Origin of the sequence: Mesorhizobium sp. M0028 (assembly GCF_040323855.1) — a bacterium.
GTDB lineage: Bacteria > Pseudomonadota > Alphaproteobacteria > Rhizobiales > Rhizobiaceae > Mesorhizobium.
Map to the genome: position 1 here is coordinate 59,277 of NZ_JAMYVG010000002.1, position 13,536 is coordinate 72,812.

Sequence of the window (13,536 nt, forward strand, 5' to 3'; positions counted from 1 at the left end):
CCGCGCGATTTTTTGCGCCGTACCGGCTCAGCTCTTGTCGGCGATGGCCTGCCTGGCGGCGAGCCGGTGCGCCGGCGTGATGTGGGCGCTGACGGTTGTGATCGCCGCGGTCAGCACAGCGATGTCGTCGGTGAAGCCAAGCCCAAAGATGAAATCGGGGATGACGTCCGTCGGCAGCACGAAATAGCCGAGCGCAGCCAGCAATGTGCCCTTGGCGCGCAGCGGCGTCTTCTTGTCCATGGCGCAGTAATAGGCGGCGACCACCTCCTCCATGAACGGGATCTGCCGGGCAGCCTTCTTCGCCGTACGCCAGAACTTTTCGCGCACTTCGCTCTCATTGCCCAGCTTGCTGCCGAGGCCGAAGAAATCAAAACCGGATTTTTGCGCCATCAACCTCTCCTTGCCGCCGTCGTGTGACTTCACGCGTGACCGCGAGGCAAAATGTGGTGAAAGCCGAACCTCGCTGCAAGGTGCAGATAACGTCAGGTGCCGAAATAGCGGTTCATCTTCCTGGCCAGATCGAAATCTAGCGCGGTCAGGCCGCCGGCGTCGTGTGTGTTGAGGGTCACGTTTACCGTCTTGTAGACGTTCGACCAGTCGGGGTGGTGGTCCATCTTCTCCGCCGCCAACGCCACGCGGGTCATGAAGGCAAAGGCTTCCGAGAAATTCTTGAAAGTGAAGCTGCGGCTGATCGAACCACCATCCTTGGCCAGCGACCAGCCGTCGAGGCCGGCAAGTTCGGCGCTGATCGCCTCTTTTGCTAGTTTCTCCCTGGCCATGTCCGTCTACCGCATGATCCGCGAAGCGTCGGCGGCGCCGGCCAAACGGCTGGCGACGCGGTTGTCGGCACCTGAAAGCGGCCAAGCCTCCTCGACGACGTAAGGCCCGCCGCCGACCGAGTCGCGCGACGACATCAGCACGAAGCGGCCGACCCGGAACGGCAGCGTCGAAAAATTGCCGCGCGCCGACAGATACTGGGCGACGTCGAGCGGGCTCGCATTGCGCAGGCGGGCCAGCGTCACATGCGGCATGAACTTGCGCGGGTCGGCCGGGATGCCGAGCCGCTGGCAGATGCGCTCGATTTCGCTTTGCAGAGCGGAAAGATCGGGCGAAGCGGCGACCCCGGCCCACACCGCATGCGGCTTCTTCTGGCCGAAGGCGCCGACGCCGGACAGCGTCAGCGGGAAGGACGGGCGGTGAACGCGGTCGAGCGCGTTGGCGATTTCGTCGGCGACATGGCCCTCGACATCGCCAATGAAGCGCAGCGTCAGATGATAGTTTTCGACGTCGATCCAGCGGGCTCCGGGCAGGCCGCCCCTGAGCAGGGACAGCGAAAGAGCGGCATCACGCGGTATTTCGAGGGCGGTAAAAAGACGCGGCATGGCAAGCCTCCTGTCCTCGAATCGAACTCTTGCCCCTAGCGAATCATCGATATTCAAACGGGGCAAGGGGTTTGTTGGTCGCAGGCCTGCCTAAAAGCTTCCCCCGCGGAAGGTGTTGCGGCGGCGAACCCTCGCCTTCAGGAATTGCCCCGGATCGCTTCAATGGTCTTCTCCACGCTGGGCAGGATACCCTCGACGATGCGGTCGACGCCTCGGGCGTTTGGATGAAGACCGTCTTCGAGCTGCAGGACGGATTGGCCGGCGATGCCCTCGAGAAAGAAAGGATAGAGCGGCACGCCGTATTTTTCAGCCAGTCTCGGAAAGGTCGCGTCGAAGGCCCTCTGGTAATCGGCGCCGAGATTCGGCGCCGCGCGCATCCCGGCCAGCAACACGGCGATCTTGCGCTGCTTCAGCTTTGCCAGCATGGCGTCCAGGTTCTTTTCCGCTATGGCGGGCGAAACGCCGCGCAGCATGTCGTTGGCGCCGAGCTCCAGGATGACCAGCTGCGTGCCGTCCGGCACCGACCAGTCGAGCCGCGACAGGCCGCCGCTCGTCGTATCGCCGGAAACGCCGGCATTGGCGACCGTGACATCGTAGCCCTTGGCGCGAAGCGCGGCCTGCAGCTTTTCGGTGAACCCCTGACCCGGCCCAAGGCCATAACCCGCCATCAAGCTGTCGCCGAAGCCAACGATGGTGAAGGGCTCGGCGCGCGCCGACGAAATGGCGCTGCAGATCGCGAGGAAAAGGGCGAAGGCTGCGGCAAAAGTGTGTTTGAAAGCCATGCGGCAGGCCCCATATGACCAGGAACATCTGTTGGCGAAGGCAGGTTTTCGTCTTTGTCGAGCATCGGATGCTCTAGCCCTCTTTCCCCCATATAGGACGATTTGATTTTGGAAGAAGCCGTCATTTCGCTGAAAGACGTATCGCTGACGCTCGGCGAAGGCGCATCCTCGGTGCATGTGCTGAAGGGCGTCAGCCTTGATGTGGCGAGCGGCGAAGCGACAGGCATCGTTGGACCTTCGGGTTCGGGAAAGTCGACATTGCTGATGGTTTTGGCCGGGCTTGAAAGGGTCGATTCGGGTGCGGTACGAATTGCCGGCGAGCTGCTCAACGGCAAAAGCGAAGACCAGATCGCATCGTTTCGAGGGCGAAACATCGGCATCGTGTTCCAGTCGTTCCACCTCATCCCCAATATGACGGCGCTGGAAAACGTCGCCGTCCCGCTTGAGCTTGCCGGCCATGCCGATCCGTTCGGCGTGGCGGCGCGCGAACTGGCGGCGGTCGGCCTTAGCGATCGCATCACCCATTATCCCGGCGAATTGTCTGGCGGCGAGCAGCAGCGCGTGGCGATCGCCCGGGCGCTGGCGCCGTCGCCACGCATCCTGATCGCCGACGAGCCGACCGGCAATCTCGACCAGGCGACGGGACGGCACGTCGCCGACCTGCTGTTCGCCAAGGCGGCCGAACGCGGCATGACGCTGGTGCTGGTCACGCATGACCCGGTGCTCGCGGCGCGCTGCTCGCGCCAGGTGTCGATGCGGTCGGGGCTGATCGAGGACGCATCCAAGCCGGCCTCCAGGGCCGGCAAGGTGACCGCCTGATGCCGCTGTCGCAAACGCTGAGGCTGGCCTTCAAGTTCTCGCTGCGCGAAATGCGCGGCGGGCTGTCCGGTTTCCTGATCTTCCTTGCCTGCATTGCGCTCGGCGTCGCGGCAATCGGCGGCGTCAATTCGGTGGCGCAGGCGATTTCCGCCGGTGTTGCCGACCAGGGTCAGACGCTGCTCGGCGGCGATCTCCGCTTCCAGATCAACCAGCGCGATCCGACCAGAGCCGAACGCAGCTTCCTCGGCCGGCTTGGCACGGTTTCGCACAGCGCCAACATGCGCTCGATGGCGAGGCTCGAGGACGGCTCCGACCAGGCGCTGGTCGAGGCCAAGGCGGTCGACGGCGCCTATCCGCTCTATGGCGCGCTGGAGACCCAGCCGGTGCTGTCGCGAGAGGATTTGTTCGGCGAAAAATCCGGTGTCTTCGGCGCCGCCGCCCCGGACCTTCTGTTCGAGCGGCTGAACCTTGGCATCGGTGACCGGTTGAAGCTCGGCAGCGCGACATTCGAGCTGCGCGCCAAGCTGGTCAACGAGCCAGATGCGGTGTCGGATGGCTTCGGTTTTGCGCCGCGGCTGATGGTGTCGACCGACGGGCTTGCCGCTTCAGGCCTGATCCAGCCGGGCAGCCTGGTCGAGAACGCCTATAAGGTCCGCCTGCCCGGCGGCACCACTGAAGTACAGATCAAGGCGATCCAGGAGCAGGCCGCGAAAGAGTTCCCGCAGGCCGGCTGGTCGATCCGCACGCGCAGCAACGCAGCGCCGGCGCTGTCCTCGAACATCGAGCGGTTCTCGCAATTCCTGACGTTGGTCGGGCTGACGGCGCTGGTGGTCGGCGGCGTCGGCGTGGCCAATGCGGTGCGTGCCTATCTCGACGGCAAGCGCGGCGTCATCGCCACCTTCAAGAGCCTGGGGGCTTCGGGCGGGTTCGTCTTTGCCGTCTACCTGGTGCAGATCCTGATGATTGCCGCCCTCGGTATCACGCTGGGCCTTGTGCTTGGCGCGCTGATGCCGTTCGCGGCCAGCGCGGCACTCCAGTCGGTTATTCCGGTGCCGGCGGAAGGTGGGTTCTATCCCGGCGCCCTCGGCATGGCAGCGCTGTTCGGGCTGCTGGTGACGCTGGCCTTCGCCCTGCTGCCGCTCGGCCGTGCTCGCGACGTGCCAGCGACGGCGCTGTTTCGCGAAATGGGTTTTGAGGGCCGCGGTTTTCCCCGCCCGCTCTATGTCGCCGCGGCAATGGCCATCGCGCTGCTGCTCGCGGTGCTGGCGATCCTGTTTTCCGGCGACCGCCGTATTGCCTCGATCTTCGTCGGCGCCACGGTCTTTTCGTTCCTGGTGCTGCGTGTCGTCGGTACGCTGGTGCAGTGGGCGGCGAAGAGAAGTCCGCGTGTGCGCTCGACGGCGCTCAGGCTCGCCATCGGCAACATCCATCGGCCTGGCGCCTTGACGCCGTCCGTGGTGCTGTCGCTGGGTCTCGGGCTGACGCTCCTGGTGACGCTGGCGCTGATCGATGGCAATCTCAGGCGGCAGATTTCCGGCAGCCTGCCGGAACGGGCGCCGAACTTCTTCTTCGTCGATATCCAGAGCGGCGACGTCGATGCCTTCTCCGCGCTGGTCGGCAAAGAGGCGCCGCAGGGCACGCTGATCAAGGTGCCGATGCTGCGCGGCCGGGTGATGGCGCTCAACGGCGTCGATGTCGACAAGGTCAAGGTTCCGGCCGAAGGCGCCTGGGTGCTGCGCGGCGACCGTGGGCTGACCTATGACGCACAATTGCCGGAGAATGCAACGCTGACCGAGGGCAGCTGGTGGCCGGGGAATTATTCCGGCGAACCGCTGGTCTCGTTTTCCGCCGAGGAGGGCAAGGAGATCGGGCTGAAGCTCGGCGACACCATCACCGTCAACGTGCTCGGCCGCAATATCACGGCCAAGATCGCCAATTTCCGCCAGGTCGAATGGGAAACCATGGGCATCAATTTCGTCATGGTGTTCTCGCCCAACACATTCGCCGGGGCGCCGCATGGCTGGTTGGCGACGCTGACCGAGACGAATGCGTCGGCGGCCGACGACGCGCATCTTCTCAATGCCGTCACCCGGGCTTTTCCCGCGGTGACGACGGTCAGGGTCAAGGACGCGCTCGACATCGTCAACCGGCTGGTGGTGCAGCTCGGCACCGCGATCAGGGCCGCGGCGGGCGTGGCGTTGATCGCCTCGGTGCTGGTGCTGGCCGGGGCGCTCGCCGCCGGCAACCGGGCCCGCATCCACGACGCGGTGGTGCTGAAGACCCTGGGTGCGACCAGGAAAACGCTGATCGCGGCCTTTTCGCTGGAATACATGCTGATCGGCCTTGCGACCGCGATCTTCGCGCTGGCGGCGGGCGGTGTGGCGGCGTGGTACGTCGTCGCGCGCATCATGACGCTGCCATCGCACTTCATGCCCGAGGTAGCCGTGGCGACCATCGGCTTTTCACTGGTGGTCACGGTGGGTATCGGCCTGGCCGGCACGTGGCGGGTGCTGGGCCACAAGGCGGCGCCGGTGCTGCGGAATCTTTGAGCCAGAGCCGGTTTTGATTAAATCTCGTTAATGTTTCGACCGGCAAGGCCAATAAAACCGGATCTCCGGCACTTCACGGAGCATTACGTCCGGTTACGGTCTTGTCCTTTACGCCAAGAACCATCATATTTCGGCGCAGGCATGCTGGAGCCCCGCCAGCGGCGCCTGGGTTCAAAAGGACCTGACACCGGACGGGGCAGAAGCAATATGAGGATTTCCATGGCTGATCCCGTTCGCAATTATCAGACGCGCGCCGTGCCCGGCGCCGGCGTCGATGCTGCCATCGACCAGGGCCTGCGCGCCTACATGATCAAAGTCTACAACCTGATGGGGCTTGGCCTCCTCATCACCGGCCTTGCCGCGGTCGGCACAATCATGCTGGCCACCACCAGCGATCCCGCCTCGGCGGTTGCCACGTTGCCAAGCGGCGAGATGCTGACCTCGTTCGGCTACGCGATCTTCGGCTCGCCGCTGAAATGGCTGGTGATCTTTGCCCCGCTGGCAGCGGTGATGTTCCTGTCGTTCCGGGTCCAATCGATGAGCGTTTCGGCGGCGCAGACGACGTTCTGGGTTTACGCCGGCCTTGTCGGCCTGTCGCTGTCGTCGATCTTCCTGGTCTACACCACCGCCAGTATCTCGCAGACCTTCTTCGCCACCGCCGCCGCGTTTGGCGGGCTGTCGCTCTACGGCTACACGACCAAGCGCGACCTTTCCGCGTTCGGCTCGTTCCTGGTCATGGGCCTGGTCGGCCTGATCATCGCGATGGTGATCAACATCTTCCTGCAGTCGTCGGCGCTTTCCTTCGCCGTTTCGGCGATCGGCGTGCTGATCTTCGCAGGCCTCACCGCCTATGACACGCAGAACATCAAGGAGATGTATTTCGAGGGTGACGAGACTGATGTCGCCGGCCGCAAGGCGATCATGGGCGCGCTGAGGCTCTATCTCGACTTCATCAACCTGTTCATGTTCCTGCTGCAGTTCATGGGCGACCGTCGCTAGTACGGCGTTCTTTGTTGACCATGATCTGTTCCGAAAACCGGTTTCCACTTTTCGGGATCATGGTCTGACTCCAGCGAGTTTGGAAAGGGCGGCCCAATGGCCGCCCTTTTCTTTTGTGCCGGCTTTTGCTGTGATATAGGGCAGATGAACGACGTGCATAAATTATGAGCAGCATCACCTTGCGGGCCGCGACGTCGGCCGATCTCGACCGGATCACGGAAATCTATGCCGACGCGGTGACAAACGGCACGGCGAGCTATGAACTCGACCCGCCAAGTCGTATCGAGATGGGAGCGCGCTTCGACAGTTTGGTAGCGGGTGGCTTTCCCTATCTCGTGGCGGAAAAAGGCGGCATTGTGCTCGGCTATGCCTATGCCGGCGCTTTCCGGCCGCGCCCGGCATACCGCTTCGTGGTTGAGGATTCCGTCTATGTCGCGCCCGACGCCAAGGGGCAGGGCGTCGGGCTGCTCCTGATGCAAAGGCTGATCGAGGCAGCCAAGGCGGCGGGCTTTCGCCAGATCATCGCGGTGATTGGCGATGGCCGGCCCGACAGCGCCTCGGTGCGGTTGCACGAGAAGCTCGGCTTTCACCATTCCGGCCGCCTGGAAGGCTCCGGCTACAAGCACGGACGCTGGCTGGACACGGTGTTCATGCAACTGCCGATCAACGGTGGAGCGTCGGTCCCGCCCGATCCGCAATCGCTGCCCGAGCGGAAGTTCCGCAAACAAAAATAAGGGGTTACGCCTCGACCAGCTTCAGCGTTCGGTCGAACACGCCAAGCACCCGGCCGAGTTCCTGGCCACGCTTGAGGATGCGTCCGCCGGCGGCGATGACGGCGAATGCGCCTTGCCGGCGCGCCAGCTTCGGATCCTTGACGATCTGGAAAAGCGGCACTTCGCTGGTGCGACGGAAGACGGAAAAAACGGCGCGGTCGGTGAGATGGTCAATAGCATAGTCGCGCCATTCATTGGCGGCGACCATACGGCCGTAGAGCCTGAGGATCTGGTCCAGTTCGCGGCGGTCGAACCGCACCGGCTGGTCGAGGCGTTCGTGTCTTGCCTCGTGCAGCGGGATCAATATTGCGGATGCGTCCCCATCCTCCGTCCCGCTGCTGCGATCAGTCATGCCTGGATCCTCGCAATGAATCGTACGCCGACCAAAGTTGGCGCTTTCGTTGCCGAATTGCAAGGCCCGGCCGGGCAACGGCAGCACCGCGCGGTTTCTCCAACGTCCAGTCACGTTTGCGAAACGCCTGTTGGAATTGGTGATGCTTCGCCACAATCCTGCCTTTTTTTATCCGTGCTCATGCCCCAATGTCCGACGAATTTACCGGCGTTGCCTGAGACGGTTCGGTCCGGCACCGGCTCGTAAACCCCAAGCCCCCCGCCCACGGGTCTGCGTCGGATCGAACCAACCTCGGTCTTTCCTTGGAAAGATCGGGTGCGACGATCCCAAAACCTAAATGACCGGCGTCAGAAGCAAGCTGACGCCGGTTTTTTATTGGCTGGAGCCGTGGCGGCGCGATCCATCCGGATAGGCTGTCGTCGGAGGCTTGAGCGCGGCTATCCCTTCTCCCCTTGTTGTGGAAGAAGGTGGATCGGCGCGCAGCGCCGAGACAGATGAGGGGTGTTGGACGGAGTGAGGCGTTGGCGTTCCCTGGAACACCCTCATCCGTCGCCTTCGGCGACACCTTCTCCCACAAGGGAGAAGGGAGAGCGCTCCATCTAAGGCTTGCGGATAAAGGCTGCACCCAGGATCGGACCGGGCACGCCGTCCTTGCCGACCGACTGCAGCAGCACGGCGCAGCCGCCCTTCTTGGCGATCTCGCTCATCGGCAGTTCGTAGCGCTGCGCCTTGCCGTGCCACATGCCGGCGGTCTGGATGCTGGAGACGGCGTTCCAGTAGGTCATGCTGCGGCCGGTGTTTTCACCCTTGCCGATCTTGATCGTCTGCGGCGGGTTGAAATAGACGATGACGACATGCGCGTCGGCGGGGCCGGTCACGGCGTCGCCGGCATCGATCATGACGCGATCGCTGGTCCGGCTGACCTTGATGCCGACGCGCATGCCTTCGCCGACCCTCTCCATGCGGGCCAGCGCGCCGTCGACTTCCTTGCGGCTGGCGCCATTGACATGGCTGCGGCCGTTGATGACGGCTTGCGGGGTGTAGACGGAACGGCTGCCGAAGGCGCGCATATACTCATATTGCCGCTCGGTATTTTCCTTGCGGCTCAGCGTATCCTGCCAGCCGAGGTAATCCCAATAGTCGACATGATAGGCGAGCGCGACGATGTTCTCCTTGGCGGCGAGCTCGGCAAAGAATTCGTCGGCCGGCGGACAGGAATTACATCCCTGGCTGGTGAAGAGCTCGACGACGCCTAATGGCTTGTCGGCCTGCTCGGCGAAGGCGCTTCCGGCAAACGCCGAGAGAGCCAGCGCAACGGCCGCAAGCCGCAATGGTCTTCGAGATGACATGGCCGTTCCGATCCCGCCGGTGATGCCGGCTTTGTTCTGATTGTCGAAATATGTGGCAGAAGCGGCAGTCAACGGGAAGTCACGTTGCGGTGAAATTTTGCCGTTGCAACCGCTGGCAAGGGCGCAATAGGTGGACGCGCACTTCACGATGGAAGCGATTCGGGCGGCAATCAGCATGTGGCAATCTCTCCTGGCGCCGGTCGACCTCTATTGCGAACGGACGGGGCCGGAATTCTGGGCTGAACCGCTCAATGCGCTGAGCAATCTGGCTTTTTTTGCCGCCGGGCTATGGGGTGTCTGGCAGGTGCGCAAGCGCGGCACCGGCGCCTTCGCCGAAGTGCTGGCCTGGTGGGTGGTGGCGATCGGCGTCGGCTCGTCGCTGTTCCACACCTTTGCCACAAGGGGAATGATCCTGGCCGACGTGCTGCCGATTGCAGGGTTCACGCTGGCCTACACGCTGTTCAACCTGCGACGTTTTCTCGGCATGAAATGGGGCAAGGCGATCGTCATCTTCGTCGCCTTTTACGCCGTTGCCGGGCTGGTGACCTTTGCCGTGCCGGACTGGCTGCGCCAAGCGTCGAACGGCACGACCGGCTACCTGCCGCCCTTCCTGGCGCTTGCCTTCTTCGGCGCCTGGGTGGCGGCCAGCGGCAATCGTGCCGGCTGGTACAATCTGGCGGGTTCGGCGATCTTCGTCGTGTCGGTCGTCTGCCGGATGATCGATCCGCTGGTCTGCGGCGGCTTTCCGCTCGGCACGCATTTCCTGTGGCACATCCTCAACGGGCTGATGCTCGGCGTGCTGCTGGCGGCGACAGCGCGGTTTGGAAAGCCAAAGTAGGGCAGTAGGGCAGTAGGGCAGTAGGTGCTTGTCCTTGCTTCCCCTACTGCCCTACTCCCTTATTGCCCTACTCCCTTAAGCCGCAAGGTCGCGCAGCACGTATTGCAGGATGCCGCCATTCTTGAAGTAGTCGAGCTCGTCCAGCGTATCGATGCGGCAGATGATCGGAACCTCTTTGACGCTGTCGTCGCCATAGGTGATCCTGGCGATCATCTTCTGCCGCGGCTTGATGTTGCTCAGTCCGTCGATCTCGACCAGTTCGTCGCCCTTGAGGTTGAGCGAGGCCCACGAGGTGCCTTCCTCGAAGACGAAGGGGATTACGCCCATGCCGACCAGGTTGGAGCGGTGGATGCGCTCGAAGGACTGGGCGATGACCGCGCGGACACCGAGCAGATTCGTACCCTTGGCCGCCCAGTCGCGCGACGAGCCGTTGCCATATTCGACGCCGGCGAAGATGACCAGCGGCACGCCCTCCTTCTTGTAGTGCATGGCGGCGTCGTAGATCGATTCCTCTTCCTTCGACGGGTAATGGATGGTGTAGCCGCCCTCGCGGCCGTTCTCGCCCAGCATGTGGTTGCGGATGCGGATGTTGGCGAAGGTGCCGCGCATCATCACCTCGTGGTTGCCGCGGCGCGTGCCATACTGGTTGAAATCGGCGACGCCGACGCCGTGGTCGGTGAGGTACTTGCCGGCCGGGGAGGCCGCCTTGATCGAACCGGCCGGCGAAATGTGGTCGGTGGTGATCTTATCGCCGAACAGACCGAGCACACGCGCGCCCTTGATATCGCCGATCTTGCCGAAGCCTGATGTCATGCCGGCGAAATAGGGTGGGTTCTGCACATAGGTCGAATTGTCGTCCCAGGCATAGGTCTGGCCTTCCGGCGCCTTGACGTTCTGCCAGTACTCGTCGCCCTTGAAGACGTCGGCATATTTGCGGGCGAACAATTCGCGCGTGACATTCTTCTCGATGAATTCCTGGATCTCGACTGAACTCGGCCAGATGTCCTTGAGATAGACCGGATTGCCGTTGCGATCCTCGCCGAGCGGCTCGGTGGTCAGATCCTTGGTCACGGTCCCGGCCAGCGCGTGGGCGACGACCAGCGGCGGCGAGGCGAGATAGTTCGCCTGCACGTCGGGCGAGACGCGGCCTTCGAAATTGCGGTTGCCGGACAAGACTGCCGCAGCAATCAAGCCCTTATCGTTGATGGTCTTGGAGATCGGCGCCGGCAGCGGGCCGGAATTGCCGATACAGGTGGTGCAGCCGAAGCCGACCAGGTTGAAGCCGATCTGGTCGAGCTCCTTCTGCAGACCGGATTTCTCCAGATATTCGGCGACGACCTGGCTGCCCGGCGCCAGTGAGGTCTTGACCCACGGCTTCTGCTTGAGGCCGAGCCGGTTGGCGTTGCGCGCCAACAGCCCGGCGCCGATCAGCACGCTCGGGTTCGAGGTGTTGGTGCAGGAGGTAATGGCGGCGATGACGACATCGCCATGGCCAAGATCGTAGTCCGTGCCCTCGACGGCATAGCGCTTGTCGATTTCGGCGGCCTTCTTGTATTCGGTCTCCATGGCCTTGTCGAAGCCGGCCGGAATGTCTTCAAGTGCCACGCGGCCTTCCGGCCGCTTCGGGCCGGCCATCGACGGGACGACACTGCCGAGATCGAGCTCGAGCAGATCGGTGAAGACCGGATCGGCCGAGCCGACGTCGCGCCATAGGCCTTGCGCCTTCGAATAAGCCTCGACCAGGGCGATGCGGCTTTCGTCACGGCCGGACATGGTGAGGTAGCGGATGGTTTCGCTGTCGACCGGGAAGAAGCCGCAGGTGGCGCCATATTCCGGCGCCATGTTGCCGATGGTGGCACGATCGGCCAGCGTCATGTTGGACAGGCCCGGACCGAAGAATTCGACGAACTTGCCGACGACGCCCTTCTTGCGCAGCATCTGCGTGACGGTGAGCACCAGGTCGGTGGCGGTGACGCCCTCCCTCAGCCTGCCGGTGAGGCGAAAGCCGATCACTTCGGGCAACAGCATGGAGACGGGCTGGCCGAGCATCGCGGCCTCGGCCTCGATGCCACCGACGCCCCAGCCGAGAACACCAAGGCCGTTGATCATGGTGGTGTGCGAATCGGTGCCGACGCAGGTGTCGGGATAGGCGGTGGTCTCGCCATCTTCGCTGTTGGTCCACACGACCTGGCCGAGGTACTCAAGGTTGACCTGATGGCAGATGCCAGTGCCGGGCGGCACGACGCGGAAATTGCGGAACGCCTGCTGGCCCCATTTCAGGAATTTGTAGCGTTCCTCATTGCGCTCATACTCAAGCTCGACATTGCGGGCGAAAGCCAGCGGCGTGCCGAATTCGTCGACGATGACCGAATGGTCGATGACCAGATCGACCGGCACCAGCGGGTTGATCTTTTGCGGGTCGCCGCCGAGCGAGGCCATGGCGTCGCGCATGGCGGCAAGGTCGACCACAGCCGGAACGCCGGTGAAATCCTGCATCAGCACGCGGGCCGGGCGATAGGCGATCTCGACGCCGGCAGTGCCCCGGTCGGTCAGCCAGCCGGCGACCGCCTGGATGCTCTCCTTGGTGACGGAACGGCCGTCCTCGTTGCGCAGCAGGTTCTCCAGCAGCACCTTCATCGAATAGGGCAATTGAGCGATGCCGGTGAGGCCGTTCTTTTCGGCCTCGACAAGGTCATAGTAGATGTACTCGGTGCCGCCGGCGGTCAGCGTGCGGCGGCAATTGAAGCTGTCGAGTGATTTGGACACGTGCGATCCCTAACTGTCGGTTGCCGGGGAGGGAACGGACGCCAGTGGGCATGCAAATCACGCGCAAAGGTGCGGGTACGGCCATTTCCGCTATCCGTTCCCAAGCGTCCGGGCCGTTCAAGGCGGCACGCGCGCTGGTTCGGCGCAAATTCGGTTCCCGTGCCGACCGCTGGCACGGATGATGCGGATATAGAGAATTTTCTGGAATAGTTCTAGACACGGAATTGCCATTTTTGCTGCGGCGCACCGAAGCCGCGCTTGAACTTTCGGCGAAGGGGAACGGATGCGGCTGATCGCCGAAAATCTGGGCGGCGAACGCGGCGGCGAGACGGTATTTTCCGGCATCGAATTCGCGCTGGGGGATGGCCAGGCGCTGGTCGTCACCGGGGCGAACGGCGCCGGCAAATCGACGCTGCTCAGGATCATCGCCGGACTGTTGCCGGTGGCGGCAGGCCGTGTGCGGTTCGAAGGTGGTGGCGAAGACTTTCCGTCGGCCGCCTCGGCCTGTCACTATCTCGGCCACCTCGACGCAATGAAGAGCGCACTCACCGTTAAGGAGAATCTGTGCTTCTGGCGCGATTTTTCGGGCGCCGGTTCCAGGGGTGTTGAAGAGGCGCTGGAGACCGTCGGGTTGGGCGGCATCGGCCATCTGCCGTTCGGCTATCTCTCGACCGGCCAGCGCCGCCGCGCCGCGATCGCAAAACTGCTGGTCAGTCATCGGCCATTGTGGCTGCTCGATGAGCCGACGGCGGGACTGGACAAGGCTTCGGAGGAGAGATTCGGCGGGCTAATGCGGAAGCATCTCGATGGTGGGGGGATCGTGGTTGCGGCCACGCATTTGCCGCTGGGGCTGGAGGGGGCGAGGGAGCTTGTGATGGGGATGGTTGGGTGATGCCGGCGCTCTGTCGCACCCCCCTCTGTCCTGCC

General features: G+C 63.4%; 13 protein-coding genes. 6 read left to right on the top strand and 7 right to left on the bottom strand.

Annotated elements, in window-relative coordinates; translation table 11 throughout:
- Window positions 1-27: 27 nt before the first annotated feature.
- The 4 genes from NKJ93_RS05260 to NKJ93_RS05275 form a co-directional block, all read right to left on the bottom strand.
- The gene (locus NKJ93_RS05260; protein ID WP_023721897.1) at window positions 28-390 is read right to left on the bottom strand and encodes a YkvA family protein; all 363 of its coding nucleotides are present in this window, start codon (window positions 388-390) and stop codon (window positions 28-30) included.
- Between the two features lie 92 nt (window positions 391-482).
- On the bottom strand, window positions 483-779 hold the full coding sequence (locus NKJ93_RS05265; RefSeq protein WP_023721896.1) for a 4a-hydroxytetrahydrobiopterin dehydratase: 297 nt from the start codon (window positions 777-779) through the stop codon (window positions 483-485).
- A gap of 6 nt (window positions 780-785) precedes the next feature.
- On the bottom strand, window positions 786-1,382 hold the full coding sequence (gene thpR, locus NKJ93_RS05270; protein WP_352481070.1) for an RNA 2',3'-cyclic phosphodiesterase: 597 nt from the start codon (window positions 1,380-1,382) through the stop codon (window positions 786-788).
- Between the two features lie 137 nt (window positions 1,383-1,519).
- Window positions 1,520-2,164, bottom strand: coding sequence for an arylesterase (locus NKJ93_RS05275; protein ID WP_023721894.1), 645 nt, complete (start codon window positions 2,162-2,164; stop codon window positions 1,520-1,522).
- A gap of 108 nt (window positions 2,165-2,272) precedes the next feature.
- On the opposite strand from NKJ93_RS05275, the gene NKJ93_RS05280 reads away from it, so the two are divergent.
- The 4 genes from NKJ93_RS05280 to NKJ93_RS05295 all read left to right on the top strand — a co-directional run bounded on the left by NKJ93_RS05280 (window position 2,273) and on the right by NKJ93_RS05295 (window position 7,265).
- Window positions 2,273-2,983 (top strand): ABC transporter ATP-binding protein, encoded by a 711-nt coding sequence (locus NKJ93_RS05280; protein ID WP_023721893.1) that lies wholly within the window; start codon window positions 2,273-2,275, stop codon window positions 2,981-2,983.
- Complete coding sequence (locus NKJ93_RS05285) at window positions 2,983-5,532, top strand: ABC transporter permease (protein WP_352481069.1); 2,550 nt, start codon at window positions 2,983-2,985, stop codon at window positions 5,530-5,532. The genes NKJ93_RS05280 and NKJ93_RS05285 overlap by 1 nt, the downstream gene beginning before the upstream one ends.
- Before the next feature lie 219 nt (window positions 5,533-5,751).
- Complete coding sequence (locus NKJ93_RS05290; protein ID WP_254817871.1) at window positions 5,752-6,531, top strand: Bax inhibitor-1/YccA family protein; 780 nt, start codon at window positions 5,752-5,754, stop codon at window positions 6,529-6,531.
- Window positions 6,532-6,695: 164 nt separating this feature from the next.
- The gene (locus NKJ93_RS05295) at window positions 6,696-7,265 is read left to right on the top strand and encodes a GNAT family N-acetyltransferase (protein ID WP_352494036.1); all 570 of its coding nucleotides are present in this window, start codon (window positions 6,696-6,698) and stop codon (window positions 7,263-7,265) included.
- Between the two features lie 4 nt (window positions 7,266-7,269).
- Here NKJ93_RS05295 and NKJ93_RS05300 read toward each other — a convergent pair whose 3' ends face one another.
- Entirely contained in the window at window positions 7,270-7,656 is a 387-nt protein-coding gene (locus tag NKJ93_RS05300; RefSeq protein ID WP_023721889.1) for a DUF2794 domain-containing protein, read from the bottom strand.
- A gap of 599 nt (window positions 7,657-8,255) precedes the next feature.
- Window positions 8,256-9,005, bottom strand: a complete 750-nt coding sequence (locus NKJ93_RS05305; protein WP_023721888.1) for a DUF1223 domain-containing protein — start codon at window positions 9,003-9,005, stop codon at window positions 8,256-8,258.
- Window positions 9,006-9,180: 175 nt separating this feature from the next.
- On the opposite strand from NKJ93_RS05305, the gene NKJ93_RS05310 reads away from it, so the two are divergent.
- Window positions 9,181-9,843, top strand: a complete 663-nt coding sequence (locus NKJ93_RS05310) for a ceramidase domain-containing protein (RefSeq protein WP_023721887.1) — start codon at window positions 9,181-9,183, stop codon at window positions 9,841-9,843.
- Window positions 9,844-9,918: 75 nt separating this feature from the next.
- On the opposite strand, the gene acnA is transcribed toward NKJ93_RS05310, so the two are convergent.
- Window positions 9,919-12,609, bottom strand: a complete 2,691-nt coding sequence (acnA, locus tag NKJ93_RS05315; protein WP_023721886.1) for an aconitate hydratase AcnA — start codon at window positions 12,607-12,609, stop codon at window positions 9,919-9,921.
- Between the two features lie 283 nt (window positions 12,610-12,892).
- Here acnA and ccmA point away from each other — a divergent pair, with 283 nt between their 5' ends.
- Window positions 12,893-13,501 (top strand): heme ABC exporter ATP-binding protein CcmA, encoded by a 609-nt coding sequence (gene ccmA / locus NKJ93_RS05320; RefSeq protein ID WP_023721885.1) that lies wholly within the window; start codon window positions 12,893-12,895, stop codon window positions 13,499-13,501.
- Window positions 13,502-13,536: the final 35 nt, after the last annotated feature.

Coding starts and splice junctions, on each gene's coding strand:
- ccmA (WP_023721885.1), top strand. CDS start 12,893: ATGCGGCTGATCGCCGAAAATCTGGGCGGCGAACGCGGCGGCGAGACG.
- NKJ93_RS05290 (WP_254817871.1), top strand. CDS start 5,752: ATGGCTGATCCCGTTCGCAATTATCAGACGCGCGCCGTGCCCGGCGCC.
- NKJ93_RS05260 (WP_023721897.1), bottom strand. CDS start 390: ATGGCGCAAAAATCCGGTTTTGATTTCTTCGGCCTCGGCAGCAAGCTG.
- NKJ93_RS05310 (WP_023721887.1), top strand. CDS start 9,181: ATGTGGCAATCTCTCCTGGCGCCGGTCGACCTCTATTGCGAACGGACG.
- thpR (WP_352481070.1), bottom strand. CDS start 1,382: ATGCCGCGTCTTTTTACCGCCCTCGAAATACCGCGTGATGCCGCTCTT.
- NKJ93_RS05305 (WP_023721888.1), bottom strand. CDS start 9,005: ATGTCATCTCGAAGACCATTGCGGCTTGCGGCCGTTGCGCTGGCTCTC.
- NKJ93_RS05275 (WP_023721894.1), bottom strand. CDS start 2,164: ATGGCTTTCAAACACACTTTTGCCGCAGCCTTCGCCCTTTTCCTCGCG.
- NKJ93_RS05300 (WP_023721889.1), bottom strand. CDS start 7,656: ATGACTGATCGCAGCAGCGGGACGGAGGATGGGGACGCATCCGCAATA.
- NKJ93_RS05295 (WP_352494036.1), top strand. CDS start 6,696: ATGAGCAGCATCACCTTGCGGGCCGCGACGTCGGCCGATCTCGACCGG.
- NKJ93_RS05285 (WP_352481069.1), top strand. CDS start 2,983: ATGCCGCTGTCGCAAACGCTGAGGCTGGCCTTCAAGTTCTCGCTGCGC.
- NKJ93_RS05265 (WP_023721896.1), bottom strand. CDS start 779: ATGGCCAGGGAGAAACTAGCAAAAGAGGCGATCAGCGCCGAACTTGCC.